We start from the raw sequence: 15,025 nt of genomic DNA, 5'->3' as shown, positions 1-15,025 counted from the left end.
GGCTGATGCTGCGCGCCGGCATGATCCGCCAGCAGGGGCAGGGCAGTTTCTCGTGGCTGCCACTCGGCAAGCGGGTCCTGGACAAGGTTTGCCTGATCATCCGCGAGGAGCAGAATCGCGCCGGTGCGCTGGAAATCCTGATGCCGACCATCCAGTCGGCGGATCTGTGGCGCGAAAGCGGACGCTATGATGACTACGGCAAGGAGATGCTGCGCATCAAGGACCGGCAGGACCGCGACATGCTCTACGGCCCGACCAATGAGGAAGTGGTCACCGAGATCGTCCGCGCCTACGTGAAGTCCTACAAGGACCTGCCGCTCAATCTCTACCACATCCAGTGGAAGTTCCGTGACGAAGTGCGGCCGCGCTTCGGTGTCATGCGTTCGCGCGAATTCCTGATGAAGGACGCCTATTCCTTCGACCTCGACTTCGAGGGCGCCAAGGCGGCGTACAACAGGATGTTCGTGTCCTATCTCAGGACGTTTACGCGCATGGGCCTGCAGGCGATTCCGATGCGGGCCGACACCGGGCCGATCGGCGGCGATCTCAGCCATGAATTCATCATCCTCGCCGACACCGGCGAGAGCCAGGTTTTCTGCCATCGCGACTATCTTTCGCTGGACGTGCCCGGAGAAAAGACCGACTTCGCCAACGACGCCGAGATCGGCGACATCGTCAAGACATGGACGACGCCCTACGCCGCCACCGACGAGATGCATGACGAGGCGGCCTGGGAGAAGATCGGCGAAAGCGACAAGGTTTCGGCGCGCGGCATCGAGGTTGGCCACATCTTCCATTTCGGCGACAAATACTCCAAACCGATGGGCGCCAAGGTGACCGGGCCCGACGGCAAGGATCATTTCGTCTCCGGCGGCTCCTACGGCATCGGTCCGTCGCGCCTGGTCGCGGCGATCATCGAAGCCAGCCATGACGACAACGGCATCATCTGGCCGGAAGCGGTGGCGCCATTCGACATCGGATTGATCAACATGAAGGCGGGCGATGCCGAGTGCGACCGCGTCTGTGACGAGCTGCATGCCGCCTTCGTCGCCGCCGGCAAGGATGTGCTCTACGACGACACCGACCAGCGGCCGGGCGGYAAGTTCGCCACCGCCGACCTGATCGGCCTGCCTTGGCAAGTCATCGTCGGTCCACGCGGCGTTGCCGCAGGCGAGATCGAGATCAAGAATCGCAGGACCGGCGAGCGCGAGACGCTGCCGATCGCCGACGCGAAAAAGCGCTTTGGCAGCGCCGCATGAGCGACGTGGCGGTGGCAAGATCGGCGGGCGCCGGACCTTTTTCCATCTTCGAGCGCATGGTTGCCTGGCGCTACCTGCGTTCGCGGCGCAAGGAGACGGTGATCTCGGTGATCGCCTCGATCTCCTTCCTCGGCATCATGCTGGGGGTCGCCACGCTGATCGTGGTGATGGCGGTGATGAATGGCTTTCGGGCGGAGCTGTTGACGCGCATCCTCGGCGTCAACGGCCATCTGATCGCGCAGCCGCTCGATTCGCCGCTTGAGGACTACGCACAGGTCGCCGGCCGCATCAACGGCGTGCCCGGCGTCAAATACGCCATCCCGCTGATCGATGGCCAGGTGCTGGCGCAAGGCAATGTCGGCGGCGGAACCGGCGCGCTGGTTCGCGGCATACGTGGCGAGGATCTGAGCAAGATCGCCATCGTCGCGGCCAACGTCAAGCAGGGTTCGATCGCCGGTTTCGACACCGGCGAGGGCGTCGCTATCGGCAAGCGCATGGCCGAGAATCTCGGCCTGGCGCTCGGCGACACGATCACCTTGATTTCGCCTGACGGCGACGTGACGCCGCTCGGCACGACGCCGCGCATGAAGGGCTATCCGATCACCGCGATCTTTGAAGTCGGCATGTCGGAATATGACAGTTCCATCGTCTACATGCCGTTCTCGGAGGCACAGCTCTATTTCAACATGGACGGCCGGGCCCAGACGATCGAGATCTACGTCGACAATCCCGATGATGTCGACGCGCTGAAACCGAAGGTGGAGGAGGCGGCGCAGCGGCCAATCGACCTCGTCGACTGGCGCCAGCGCAACGAGACCTTCTTTTCCGCCCTGCAGGTCGAGCGCAACGTCATGTTCATGATCTTGACGCTGATCGTGCTGGTGGCGGCACTCAACATCATTTCCGGCCTGATCATGCTGGTGAAGGACAAGGGGCATGACATTGCCATCCTGCGCACCATGGGGGCGTCGCGCGGCGCCATCCTGCGCATCTTCCTGATGACGGGGGCGGCGATCGGCGTGACCGGCACGATCGCCGGCGTGCTGCTCGGCGTGCTGATCTGCACCAACATCGAATCCATCCGCCAGTTCTTCTCCTGGATGACCGGCAAGGTGCTGTTCAACCCGGAGCTCTATTTCCTCAGCCAGCTGCCGGCGAAGATGGATCCGCGCGAGACGACCTATGTCATCCTGATGGCACTCGGGCTGTCCTTCCTGGCAACGGTGTTTCCAGCGTGGCGGGCCGCCCGGCTCGATCCCGTCGAAGCCTTGAGGTATGAATGATGGCCGAGGCCATTATCGAGCTGAAGAGCGTCGAGCGGCACTACGTCCAGGGGCCGCGCAAGCTCACCATTCTCAACGGCGCCGATTTCTCGCTAAAGCGCGGCGAGATGGTTGCGCTGGTGGCGCCGTCGGGCACCGGCAAGTCGACGCTGCTGCACACTGCCGGCCTGCTAGAGCGGCCTGATGCCGGCGACGTCATCCTGGCCGGCCGTGCCTGCGGGCGGCTCTCCGACGACGAGCGCACGGCGATCCGCCGCAACGATGTCGGCTTCGTCTACCAGTTCCATCACCTGCTGCCGGAATTCTCGGCGCTGGAAAACATCATGATGCCGCAGCTGATCAAGGGGCTGAGCCGCAAGGAGGCGTCGGAGCGCGCGGCGCAACTGCTCGACTACATGCAGATCGGCAAGCGCGCGTCGCACCGTCCGTCCGAGCTTTCCGGCGGCGAGCAGCAGCGCGTCGCCATTGCCCGCGCGGTTGCCAATGCACCGCTGGTGCTGTTGGCCGACGAGCCGACCGGCAATCTCGACCCTGTCACCGCCTCCTATGTGTTCGAGGCGCTGGCGGCGCTGGTCAAGCAATCGGGCCTCGCGGCGCTGATCGCTACCCACAATCACGAACTGGCCTCGCGCATGGACCGGCGCGTCACGCTGGCCGACGGCAAAGTGGTGCCGCTCGGCTTGAGCTGATCTCAGTCTCGACAGACCTGGCGAGCTCGCGGACAGTCCGCCCTCAGTGCGCGTTGCGGCTCCATTGATGGTTGTCGCACGCCCGTCAACCTTTCCTTAACCCTGCCGATTTGATCGCCCGGAAATTCCGGACGCGGCCGGATACCGACCGTTGACAATAGAACAAAATTAGAACAAATTAAAAACATATCAACAACAGGAGAGAGTTATGACCGATCTGGTTCAGGATGTCATCTCACTGGTTTGCATGAGCACCTTTCTCATTTCCATGGCGATCTGGATCGGCGCCATGTGATCTGGAGTTGAGGACGTGGCGCGAACGCAAGCGTCCCTCGGGCGCGAAACTCCTCACACTTACCCTCTCCCCGTTCAAGACGGGGAGAGGGGGGCATCAACGCTGGCGGCGTGCCTTTCACTGAGACGCCGACGCGAATGGCATGCATCCGGGAACCGAGTTTTCCTGTTAAGCTTTTCTTGCCGCCGCGACGTTTAGGGTAGTGCCTCCAAGACTGGGAGCAACGTCGCGTGTCGCCCATCGTCACGACCATCCTCGTGGCCAGCAATCTCGGGCTGATCTTTCTCTTGATGAGCGTGCCGCTTGGTTTGCGCACGATCAGGCTCAGCCGTGTCGTGGCTATGGACCGGCAGCGCCTCTGGCAGGCGCTGTGGCCGCTTGGCAGCGATGCCGGCTGGTCCGGCGAGATCCTTTCGGCCGAGCCGCTGGACGGCGAGGGCATGGCCCGCATCATGCTGTCCTGGGAAGGCCGCGACGGCAAGCCGATCGAGCGCAAGTCGCGGTTTGAGGACGTAGTCGAGGGCAGCCGTTTCTCGATGCGGGTCATCGAGGATACCACGCTCGACGCTTCGTTCTGGAAGGATTTTCGCGAGACCACTGAGCTCGTTTCTGAAGGCAGCGGCACGCGGATCACGCTTGGCCAGACCGATCGCTATCGCGGCTTTGCCTTCCTGGTGTTCCGCTATTTCGCCATGTGCCGCGAACTCTCCAAGCTGCAGCGCTGGGCGAGGACCGGGCGATATCGCAAGGGCGGCTGGTTCGAGCATCCGCTCAGCCAGGTCGGCTTCGCGGCATTGTCGGCATTGATCCTGTGGCCGTTCTTCGGGCTTCATCTCGGCGGACTGGCGCTGGCCGCGATCCTCACGTCAGTGGTGGCCCTGCACGAGCTCGGCCACATGGCCGCGTTTCGCCTGATGGGTCACAACAAGGCGCGCATGATCTTCATTCCGCTGCTCGGCGGCATCGCCATTGGCGGGCGGCCATATGACAGCCGTTTCGAAGTGGCGTTCGTGGCGTTGATGGGCGCCGGCTTCTCCGCCTTCCTGGTGCCGGTCGTCATCGCCGCCAGCACCTTTGCCGGCGCGGAAGGATATCGACTGGCAGCAATGCTGCTGGCGACGCTGGCGGGCTTTGCTGCCCTGTTCAACATCGCCAATCTGGTGCCGGTGTGGAAGTTCGATGGYGGCCAGGTGCTGCGCCAGATCTGCCCGGGGCCGATCGTGCTGGCGCTGGCCTCGTTCTCCCTGCTTTCGGCCTTCCTGGCGCTTGGCCGAAAGGCCGGCTTTTCCCCGGGCTTTCTGCTCGCCGCGGGCGCGGTCTTTTCAATCCTCAGCCTGCTGACGATGCGCAGCGGGGTAAAGCCGCGCCACGAGCTGAAACCGATCCGCACCGTCGACCGCCTCGTCATCGCCGGCGCGCTGCTGGCGGTGTTCGCTATCCATGGCTTCGGCGTCCTGTGGGCGTCCGCGCAACTGATCTGAGGTGTGTTGATATTCGGGCCGGATGGATCAGCCGGCCTTGCGGGCGGCTTCGACAGGCAAAGCCGTGGCGGGACCGAAGACGTCGTCGAAGGCAGATTTCAGGGCCAGGTCGAGGTCCGCCATTGTTACAGGCAAGCCGAGGTCGACAAGGCTGGTAACGCCGTGGTCCTGCACGCCGCACGGCACGATGCCGCTGAAATGGTCGAGATCCGGTTCGACATTGATGGCGATGCCATGAAAGCTCACCCAGCGCCGCAGCCTGATGCCGATGGCGGCGATCTTGTCTTCGGCCGGCGAGCCGTCCGGCAGGGCAGGGCGATCCGGCCGCACCACCCAGACACCGACGCGGTCCTCGCGGCGTTCGCCGTGCACGTTGAAAGCGGCGAGCGTGGCGATGATCCACTGTTCAAGCGCGGCGACAAAAGCACGGACATCCTCGCGGCGCCGCTTCAGGTCGAGCATCACATAGGCGACCCGCTGGCCCGGCCCATGATAGGTGTACTCACCGCCGCGCCCAGCCGCGAACACTGGAAAACGGTTCGCATCGATCAGGTCCTCGCTACGGGCACTGGTGCCGGCGGTGTAAAGCGGCGGATGTTCGACAAGCCAGACCATTTCGCCGGCGGCACCGCTTCGGATCGCCTCGGCGCGCGCCTCCATGAAGGCCAGCGCATCGCGATAGGCGGTGAGGCCAGGCTCGATGCACCATTCGACCGGTGCTGAACCGGGGAGCGGCAGGAACGACGTGGCGATCTGGCTGCGTTCTGGCATGGCTTTTCGTTTTTCGTTTATGCATGTCATGATCCCAAAACCGCCTTGCGCTTTCGGGCGACATGCATTTGCCTTCCATATGGCGCTATCGGGCCGAAACGTCCAGTTTCGGCTACGCATTCCAATTCTGTGGAACGTTATGCCAATCGCTGGCGATTATTGCTTGCGGCGCACTTGTTTCGCCGGAAACGATTTGCTACACGCCGCGAGCCGGTCGGTTCCGGCTCCTACCACGTGCGGTCGTGGCGGAATTGGTAGACGCGCAGCGTTGAGGTCGCTGTGGGGCAACCCGTGGAAGTTCGAGTCTTCTCGACCGCACCAAATTTCCCTGACAGATTGCTTATGGCGAGCTCTGACGGCAGGCGATGACACGTCGCGGCCACAGGGCTTTCCGCGGATCGAAACGGCAGCGGCGGCGCGTCCTTCAGACCACGCCGCCGCTTCGCCTTTTAGGGCCTATCCCGTCCACCCAAGGCCAGCCGAAATGCAATTGATCGATACAAGCAGAGCGTCGGTCGCCCGCTTTTGATCCGCCGTGCCGGTATTTGCCCGAACTTCACGCAGCAGATCGACCTGTAGCCGGTGAATGTCATCCATCTGTCGCCGCAGACTGTCGAAACGCCGCTTGAACATCGGAAAGCGCGCGGAAAGATCGCCTCCCGTGAGGTCGCCGATCAGGCGTCGCGTCAACTCGTATTCGGCGGCGATGCGGGCGTAGATTCGCTGGGCCGCATCGCTGTCGGACACCAGGCGGGCGTAGAGCCCCGCGATCTCCATGTCGGACTGGTAGAGCGTCTTCTCGGCCTCGTCGACGATCAAGCGGAAGAAGCGCGAGTGCTCGAACATGCCGGCCAGAAGTTCGCGCCCGGCCTCGCCGCGCACAGCGACGAAAGAGCTAAGCGCGCTGCCGATGCCATACCAGCCAGTCAGCAGATGACGGTTCTGACTCCAGGCGAACACCCATGGAATGGCGCGCAGGTCAGCAATGCCGCTGGCGCCGAAACGGCGGTCCGGCCGTGACCCCATTTTCAGGAGCGCCAGCTCCGCGACCGGGCTCGCCTGGTTGAAATAATCGAGGAAACCGGGCTCGRCCATCAACCCGGCGTAGGATGCCTGCGACATGCCTGCCAGAGCTTCCAGCGCCTCGTCGAATTCCGGCGTTTCCTTCGGCTCGACATCACCGGGCGATCCGACACCGTGGGCCAGCACGCCAGCGGCGAGAACCTCGAGCTGGTTGAGGCCGGTGCCGCGATTGGCGAATTTCGACGATACGACCTCGCCCTGCTCCGTCACCCGCATGGATCCGGCTACCGTGCCTTCCGGTTGTGCCGCGATCGCCCGGCCRGTCGGCGCGCCGCCACGGCTGACAGAGCCGCCGCGACCGTGAAAGAAACTGATCCTGACGTTGTGCTTGCGCCCGACGGCGGCGAGGCGCTTTTGCGCTTTTGCCAGTTCCCAATTGGAAGCCAGAAAGCCGCCGTCCTTGTTGGAATCTGAATAGCCAAGCATGATTTCCTGGCGCGCGCYGAAATCTCGCACCGTCCGCCTCACTAGCGAAACGCCGAGCAATCCAATCAGGATGCCCGGTGCGGCCTGTAGATCGGAGATAGTCTCGAACAATGGTACGATCCGCAGCCTGATCGTGCCGCCACCACCAGGCGCGGTTGAAAGTCCGCAACATTGCGCCAGCAGATAGACCGCGAGCAGATCGTCGGCCGAACGGGTCATACTGAGAACGAAGGAGCCGACAGCGTCGGCATCCGAGCCGGAGATCTGCTCGCGGATAACGGAGAAAGTCGAAAGCAGTTCGCCTGCTTCGGGCGAGAGGCGGCCTGCGTCGATCTCCAGCCGCTCGCCCTGGATGATGGCTGTGCGAATACGCGCCGACCATTGCGGCGTGCCGGCTGCGACCGGATCGGCGGGATTTTCCAGCGCAAACAGTTCGGCCAGCACCCGGTTGACGACCGTGGAGTTCTGCCGGATGTCGAGCGAGACCGTACGGAAGCCGAAGCTTCCGACTTGCCAAAGCAGAGGCTGGATGAAGCGCTTGGCTACCGCGCGACCTCCGATCGCTTCGAGAACGGAAGACAGCCCGTTCAGATCGGCACGAAACGCCTCTGCCGAGAGATATGCCGCCGGACCGCCGTCTCGCGTGGCCTCCAGCCGGGCAAGCAAGGCCGAGGCGAACTGGCGAAGCGGTTCGTCAGGGTTGCGGGCGGCGATAATGTGCGCCAGTCCGCTTTTATCAAGCGCCGTTTGCAGCACCGGCTTGAAGCTGGCCGGCAGGTCGATGACGTTTGAGCTGGCGCTGAGCACCGTCACCAGCCGCTGCACCTGCGTCAGATACCAGCCTATTGCGGTGTTGCGGTATTCGGCCATGGCATGGGCGGTGACCGCGGCAGTCACATTTGGATTGCCATCGCGGTCGCCGCCGATCCACGAGGCATAGCGCATGAATGAGGGAATTCTGATCGGCTCTCCCGGATAGTGACGCTCGAAGGCGCCCTGAAGCTTGCCATAGAGCTGCGGCGTTGCCTCGAAGATGACTTCGCGAAAGAAATGCAGGCCCCAGGCGATTTCACGTTCGACCGTCGGACGCTCCAGGCGCAACTCGCCCGTCATCCACAGAAGCTCGATCTCGCTTTCCAGATCGGCGACCAACAGGGAGCGTTCGCGCGGCGCCCAGCGTGGCTGGTCGAGCTCGGTCAGCTTGCGATAGATACGGCGGTGGATCTCCAGCACCGTGACGCGTTTGGCTTCCGTCGGGTGCGCGGTCATGGTCGGGCCAACGCGAAGCTCATCGAGCTTCGCCTGGACTTCCTGCGCCGAGTGGCCATTCGCCGCCATCTGCGCGATCACGCTGGCGAAGGAGCCGGGTACTTCGTCAACACCCGCGCCTTGTTCGAGTTCGCGGCGCGCCCGCATGGCAAGCAACTCGTCTGCTATCGCCAGCAACTGGAACCATACGCCGCTTGCCTGAAGCGCCGGGATGCGCTGCTCCGCGGCGAGGGAGACAAGCGACCGACGTCCGGCCAGAACGGCGGCGATCTCGGGCTCACGCGCGCTTGCGACCTGAAGCAGCAAGCGCAACAAAAGGCTGCGCTCGTCCTCACGAAAGTTGATGCGTCTGCTCTGTTCCAAACCGGTTTCCTGCTTCGTCCGCACCGATGGCCAAGTAGCCGCGCCCTGAATCGAGGGCGGCGCCTGCTGTCAGGCGACCCGGTCGGGGACCGGGCGACCCTCGAAAAAGGCGGCCAGGTTCTCCACCACCTTCATGCCCATCGCCACCCGCGTTTCCTCGGTCGCACTCCCGAGATGCGGCAACAGCACCACGTTCTCCAACCGCTTCAGCGCCTCCGGAACGGCCGGCTCGTCGGCAAAGACGTCGAGACCCGCCCCCGCGATCTCGCGCCTTTCCAGTGCACCGATCAGGGCATCCTGGTCGACGACGTCGCCGCGCGCCGTGTTGATCAGGAACGCGTCGCCTTTCATCGACCGCAGGCTTCGAGCATTGATGAGATGGCGGTTTTCCGCGCCGCCCGGACAGTGCAGCGACACGAAATCAGATGTTATGAGCACATTGTCCAGGGTTGGCATCTGCACCGCGCCCATGGCGCGCGTCTCGTCATCATCGACCGGGGACCGATTGAAGAACACGATGTTCATACCGAAGCCGAAATGCGCGCGCCTGGCTGTCGCCTTGCCGATGCGCCCCATGCCGACAATACCCAAGGTTTTGCCCGACACCTTCGCGCCGGCCATATGGGTTGGCGACCAGCCGCGCCACTCTCCGGCCCGCAACTGCCGCTCGCCCTCACCAGTCCGGCGCGCGACAGCCAACAGCAAGCTGAGGGCGAGGTCGGCGGTGCAATCGGTCAGCACGCCCGGAGTGTTGGTCACGACGATGTCGCGGTCGCGGGCTGCCGCGACATCGATATGGCTGAAGCCGACGCCGAAATTGGCAATGATCCGGGTGCGGGCGGTGTTCTCGGGAAACACTGCACCAGGCAAGCGGTCGCTGACCGTTGCCAGGATCGCGTCAAAATTCGCGAATGCCGATGTCATTGCGGCAGGGCTCAGCGGCGTATCGCTGGGGTTGAGCGTCGTGTCGAAGCGCTCGGCGAGGATCGCTTCAACGGGGGCCGGCCATCTCCGGGTGACAATCAAACGCGGTTTCATCGAATTTCCTGCCGATCGATGGGCCGCGATGCATCCGCCGACCCGAAACAGACTTCACATCTTGAGCCATGCGACCGTCAGGCCGCCTTCTTCATCCCGGCCAGGGTATCGGCAACGACCTCCCCGAAGGACGATGGCGTCGGCACGATGACGACGCCGGCCTCTTTGAGGATTTCGACCTTTTCCTGCGCCGACTCGCCGAAGGCCGAGATGATGGCGCCGGCATGGCCCATGCGCCGGCCCTTCGGCGCGGAAAGCCCGGCGATGTAGGCGATCAGCGGCTTGCGCATGTTGTCGCGCGCCCAGATAGCGGCTTCCGCCTCCTGCGGTCCGCCGATCTCGCCGATCATGACCACGGCATCGGTTTCGTCGTCCTGTTCGAACAGCTTCAGCATGTCCTTGAAGGACGAGCCGTTGATCGGATCACCGCCGATGCCGACGCTGGTCGAAACGCCGATGCCGAGCGCCTTCATCTGCGAGGCTGCCTCATAGCCGAGCGTGCCCGAGCGCCCGACGATGCCGACGCGGCCGGGGAGATAGATGCTGCCCGGCATGATGCCCATCAGTGCCTGTCCGGGCGTGATCACGCCAGCGCAGTTCGGACCGATCAGCCGCATGCGGTCCTCGAAACGGTAGCGAAGCATGTAGCGCTTCACCTGCATCATGTCCTGCGAGGGGATGCCGTCGGTGATGCAGACGCATAGCTTTATGCCGGCATCGGCGGCTTCCATGATCGAATCGGCAGCGAAAGGCGGCGGCACGAAGACGATGCTCGCTTCGGCGCGGGTTTCGCGAACGGCGCCCTTGACGGTGTTGAAGACCGGCAGGCCGAGATGCTTCTGACCGCCCTTGCCGGGCGTCACGCCGCCGACGAGCTTGGTGCCGTAGCGCTTCATGTCTTCGGCATGGAAGCTGCCGATCTTGCCGGTGAAGCCCTGGACGATGACCCGCGTGCCGCGGTTGAGCAGGATTGCCATATTCTTAGCTCCCTCAGCTTGCTTTTTTGAGCGTTGCCGAACGCCAGGCGGCGACGGCTTTTTCGGCGGCTTCCGCCAGCGTATCGGCGACGATCACCGCCTCGCCGGAATCGGCCAGGATGCGGCGCCCTTCCTCGACCTTGGTGCCGGCAAGCCGCACCACCAGGGGGACGTTGACGCCGACTTCGCGGATTGCCTTGACGACGCCTTCGGCGACCCAGTCGCAACGGTTGATGCCGGCGAAGATGTTGACCAGGATGGTCTCGACATTCTTGTCACCAAGCACGGCGCGGAACGATTTCGCGACCCGCTCCGGCGAGGCGCCGCCGCCGATGTCGAGGAAGTTCGCCGGCTCGCCGCCGGCGATCTTGATCATGTCCATCGTCGCCATGGCGAGACCGGCGCCGTTGATGATGCAGCCGATATTGCCGTCGAGGCCGACATAGGAGAGGCCCCGGTCGCTGGCGAAGGTCTCACGCGGGTCTTCCTGGCTCTTGTCGCGCAGCTCGGAGATCTCCGGCCGCCGGAACAACGCGTTCTCGTCGAACGACATCTTGGCGTCGAGCGCGACGAGGTTGCCGTCGCGCGTCACCACCAGCGGATTGATCTCCAGCATCGAGGCGTCGTAGTCGCGGAACACCTGGTAGCAGCTGAAGATGGTTTCGGTCGCCTTGCCGATCAGGTTCTGGTCCAGACCGAGCCCGAAGGCGATCTCGCGCGCCTGGAAGCGCTGCATGCCGACGCCCGGATCGACCGTGGTCCGGATGATGGAATCCGGCGCCCTCTCGACGATATCCTCGATCTCCATGCCGCCGGCGGCCGACGCCACGATCATGACGCGCTCTTCTTTGCGGTCGAGAACGAAGCCGACATAGAGCTCCTGCGCGATGTCGACGGCCTCCTCGAGATAGAGCCGCGATATCAACTTGCCCCGCGGGCCGGTCTGCTGGGTCACGAGCTTGCGGCCGAGCATTGCTTCGGCCGCGTTGGAGATCTCCTCGTCATTGGCGCAGAGCTTGATGCCGCCGGCCTTGCCGCGGGCACCGGAATGAACCTGCGCCTTGAGAACCCATTTGCCGCCGCCGATCTCGCGCGCCCGATAGGTCGCCTGCTCGGGGCTGTAGGCCAGGCCGCCGCGCGGAACATGAACCCCGTGGCGGGCAAGCAGTTCCTTGGCCTGGTATTCGTGAATGTCCATTTTTTGTCCTCCCAAGAGCCTTCAGTGCGCGGCTGCGTGCGCCTGGCCGGCGCGTTCGATTGCCTCGTTGACCACCAGCACATTGCGCGCCATGCGTTCCGACGCCGCGTCGATCATTTTTCCGTCGAGCGCCGCCGCGCCCTTTCCGAGCGCCTCCGCTTCCTTGAGCACTTCCAGGATGCGCCTGGCGCGGACGACTTCCTTTTCCGGCGGCGAGAAGACGTTGTTGGCAAGCGCGATCTGCGAGGGGTGGATCGCCCATTTGCCTTCGATGCCAAGTGCCGCCGCGCGCCTTGCCGCCGCCGTGTAGCCCTCGGGGTCCGAGAAATCGCCGAACGGCCCGTCGATGGCGCGCAGGCCGTAGGCCCTGCAGGCAACCGTCATCCGCGACAGGGCGAAATGCCACTGGTCACCCGGATAGTCGGGATTGAGACCGCCGATGTTGACGGTGCGCGCCTTGTTGCTGGCGGCATAGTCGGCGACGCCGAAATGCATCGCCTCCAGGCGGCCGGGCGTGGCGGCGATCGCCTCGACATTGGCCATGCCGAGCGCCGTCTCGATGAGGGCTTCGAGGCCGACGCGGGTCTTGTAGCCCTTGGCCATCTCGATCTGGTTGACCATGGCTTCGACCATATAGAGGTCGGCCGGAACGCCGACTTTCGGCACCAGTATGGTGTCCAGCCGGTCGCCGGCCTGTTCCATCACATCGACCACGTCGCGATACATGTAGTGCGTGTCGAGGCCGTTGATGCGCACCGAAACGGTCTTGCCCTTGGCGCGCCAGTCGATGTCGTTGAGCGCCTGGATGATGTTTTTGCGGGCGCGTTCCTTGTCCGGCGGCGCCACCGCGTCCTCGATGTCGAGGAAGACGAAATCGGCGGCGCTGTTGGCCGCCTTCTCGATCATCTCCGGGCTGGAGCCGGGAACCGCGAGTTCGCTGCGCTGCAGCCGGAGTTTTTTGAGATGGTTGATCGTGTGGCTCATGGTCGCGTTCCTCTCACGCCGCTTCGGCGACAGGTACCTCGGCCGAGGCACGGAAGTGCTGGATGGCGGCGCCGACGCCCGAACCTGGCGCCAGCCGGACGCCGCAATCGAGCAGCGCCATTTCGGCCGCCGACAGCGAGGCGAGCACCATCACCTCGTTCAGCCAGCCGAGATGGCCGATGCGGAAGACCTTGCCGAGCACCTTGTTGAGACCGCCTCCGAGCGAGGTCCGGTAGCTCTGGTAGGCGCGCTTGACGACGTCGCCGCTGTCGATGCCTTCCGGCACCAGGATGGCGCTGACGGTGTCGGAGTGCCATTTCGGCGCCTTCGCGCAAAGCTTCAGGCCCCAGGCGTCGACCGCCTTGCGCACGCCTTCGGCAAGGCGATGGTGACGGGCGAAGATGTTCTCGAGCCCTTCCTCGGCGATCAGGTCGAGCGAGGCGCGCAGTCCGCGCAGCAGTTGCGTTGCCGGCGTATAGGGGAAATAGCCGGCGTCGTTGGTACGGATCATGTCCTCGAACGAGAAGAAGCAGCGGCGGTGAGTCGCGACCCTGGAAGCGGCCAGCGCTTTCTTGCTGACCGAGAGGAAGCCGAGGCCGGCAGGCAGCATGAAGCCTTTCTGCGAGCCGCTGACGGCGCAGTCGACACCCCATTCCTCCTGACGAAAGTCGATCGAGCCGATCGACGACACACCGTCGACAAAGAGAAGGGCAGGGTGGTTCGCCGCGTCGAGTATGGCTCGGCAGCCTGCGACATCGCTGGTGACGCCGGTGGCGGTCTCGTTCTGCGTGCAGAAGATTGCCTTGATGCGGTGTGCCTTGTCGGCCTTCAGCTTTTCTGAGTAGAGGTCGAGCGGCACGCCGGTTCCCCACTCGCAGTCGATCACGTCGACCTCGAGGCCGAGGCGCTCGGCCATGTCGACCCACAGATGCGAGAACTGTCCGAAGCGCGACATCAGCACGCGATCGCCGGGGCTGAGCACGTTGGTCATCGCCGCCTCCCAGGCGCCGGTGCCCGACGACGGGTAGATGAAGACGCGGCCGGTCTCGTTCTTGAAGACCTTCTTGATGTCCTCGAACAGTGGCAGCGTGAAATCAGGGAACGATCCGGCGCGCATGTCCTCCATCGGGAGGTTCATCGCTTGCCGGACCTGCTCCGGAATGTTGGTGGGTCCTGGAATAAAAAGGTGGGTGAACCCAGCCATGCGTGAACTCCTCCGAAGTTAGAGATTTGTGGAGGGAGTGTCGTTTGGAAGGCGAGGGGCAACAACACCTTGGTGGGTAAGTTCTCGCCGCGCGCGGGTGGGGCGAGCCTACCCGCTCGGCCTACCCGGTCGTGTTACCCGACAGGCTGCTTGGGACTGCGACGCTTCTCGCTCGAATAGAGCGCGACGGCCATCGCGCGATTGCGGACGTCAAGCTTGTCATAGAGATTCTTGAGGTGATACTTCACCGTATTCTCGGAAATTCCAGTGCGCGTTGCGATCTGAACGTTGGTCCAGCCGTCGGAAAGCACCGCCAGCAGTTCGCGCTCGCGAACCGTGAGCTGGGCCAAAGGCGTGTCGTTGACCTTGTTGATGTCGATGTAGGGGATGCAGATGCGGCCGTGCGCGACCGCCAGGATCGTCTCGAAGATGATATGCGGATCGTCGAACTGGAAGCAGTAGCCTTGAGCACCAAGCCGCACGCACTGCTTCAAGATGCCGATGTCGTGGTCGTTGGAAAACACCGTGATGCGCACATCGAGCTTACGGCTCTGGACCTCGGCCAGCACATCCGCGCCGTCCATGTCGGCGAGCCTCCAGCCGATGACAGCGACATCAAACGTGGTCTTTCCTGCCAGGTCCAGGAGTTGCCTGCCGCTCTGCACTCTTTCCTGCCAGGTCCAGGAGTTGCCTGCCGCTCTGCAC

12 protein-coding genes and 1 tRNA gene are annotated in these 15,025 nt (G+C 63.8%); 5 read left to right on the top strand and 8 right to left on the bottom strand.

Going from position 1 to position 15,025, the window contains the following annotated elements; genetic code table 11:
• The 4 genes from proS to ACXJ7R_RS11420 all read left to right on the top strand — a co-directional run.
• Positions 1-1,259 (top strand): proline--tRNA ligase (gene proS / locus ACXJ7R_RS11435; RefSeq protein WP_457151927.1); only part of this gene is annotated, 1,259 nt, incomplete at its 5' end.
• Positions 1,256-2,542, top strand: coding sequence for a lipoprotein-releasing ABC transporter permease subunit (locus ACXJ7R_RS11430; RefSeq protein ID WP_457151926.1), 1,287 nt, complete (start codon positions 1,256-1,258; stop codon positions 2,540-2,542). The genes proS and ACXJ7R_RS11430, both read left to right, overlap by 4 nt.
• Positions 2,539-3,231 carry an ABC transporter ATP-binding protein gene (locus ACXJ7R_RS11425; protein ID WP_457151925.1) on the top strand — a complete coding sequence of 231 codons (693 nt, stop codon included), beginning with the start codon at positions 2,539-2,541 and terminating at the stop codon, positions 3,229-3,231. Before ACXJ7R_RS11430 ends, ACXJ7R_RS11425 begins: the two co-directional genes overlap by 4 nt.
• A 525-nt stretch (positions 3,232-3,756) precedes the next feature.
• Positions 3,757-5,007 (top strand): site-2 protease family protein, encoded by a 1,251-nt coding sequence (locus ACXJ7R_RS11420; protein ID WP_457151924.1) that lies wholly within the window; start codon positions 3,757-3,759, stop codon positions 5,005-5,007.
• A gap of 27 nt (positions 5,008-5,034) precedes the next feature.
• Here ACXJ7R_RS11420 and lipB read toward each other — a convergent pair whose 3' ends face one another.
• On the bottom strand, positions 5,035-5,778 hold the full coding sequence (gene lipB, locus ACXJ7R_RS11415; RefSeq protein WP_457151923.1) for a lipoyl(octanoyl) transferase LipB: 744 nt from the start codon (positions 5,776-5,778) through the stop codon (positions 5,035-5,037).
• Between the two features lie 236 nt (positions 5,779-6,014).
• Between lipB and ACXJ7R_RS11410 the strand changes: the two genes are divergently transcribed.
• Positions 6,015-6,099 (top strand) — tRNA-Leu (locus tag ACXJ7R_RS11410).
• A 135-nt stretch (positions 6,100-6,234) separates the two neighbouring features.
• Here the strand turns inward: ACXJ7R_RS11410 and ACXJ7R_RS11405 are convergent.
• The 7 genes from ACXJ7R_RS11405 to ACXJ7R_RS11375 all read right to left on the bottom strand — a co-directional run.
• Positions 6,235-8,919 carry a phosphoenolpyruvate carboxylase gene (locus ACXJ7R_RS11405; RefSeq protein ID WP_457151922.1) on the bottom strand — a complete coding sequence of 895 codons (2,685 nt, stop codon included), beginning with the start codon at positions 8,917-8,919 and terminating at the stop codon, positions 6,235-6,237.
• 69 nt (positions 8,920-8,988) lie between these two features.
• The gene (locus ACXJ7R_RS11400; protein ID WP_457151921.1) at positions 8,989-9,957 is read right to left on the bottom strand and encodes a 2-hydroxyacid dehydrogenase; all 969 of its coding nucleotides are present in this window, start codon (positions 9,955-9,957) and stop codon (positions 8,989-8,991) included.
• A 77-nt stretch (positions 9,958-10,034) separates the two neighbouring features.
• Positions 10,035-10,934, bottom strand: a complete 900-nt coding sequence (gene sucD / locus ACXJ7R_RS11395; protein WP_184873479.1) for a succinate--CoA ligase subunit alpha — start codon at positions 10,932-10,934, stop codon at positions 10,035-10,037.
• Between the two features lie 13 nt (positions 10,935-10,947).
• On the bottom strand, positions 10,948-12,132 hold the full coding sequence (locus ACXJ7R_RS11390; protein ID WP_457151920.1) for a malate--CoA ligase subunit beta: 1,185 nt from the start codon (positions 12,130-12,132) through the stop codon (positions 10,948-10,950).
• Positions 12,133-12,153: 21 nt separating this feature from the next.
• Entirely contained in the window at positions 12,154-13,116 is a 963-nt protein-coding gene (locus tag ACXJ7R_RS11385; RefSeq protein WP_457151919.1) for an HpcH/HpaI aldolase/citrate lyase family protein, read from the bottom strand.
• A 13-nt stretch (positions 13,117-13,129) separates the two neighbouring features.
• Positions 13,130-14,320, bottom strand: a complete 1,191-nt coding sequence (locus tag ACXJ7R_RS11380; protein ID WP_457151918.1) for an aminotransferase class V-fold PLP-dependent enzyme — start codon at positions 14,318-14,320, stop codon at positions 13,130-13,132.
• A 134-nt stretch (positions 14,321-14,454) separates the two neighbouring features.
• On the bottom strand, positions 14,455-15,025 hold a 571-nt coding region (locus tag ACXJ7R_RS11375; RefSeq protein ID WP_457151917.1), incomplete at its 5' end, for a LuxR C-terminal-related transcriptional regulator.

The sequence above is a fragment of the Mesorhizobium sp. P5_C1 genome, assembly GCF_054049815.1.
Note: the sequence above shows the minus strand (reverse complement) of the source record. Positions and strands in the feature narration are given on the sequence as shown.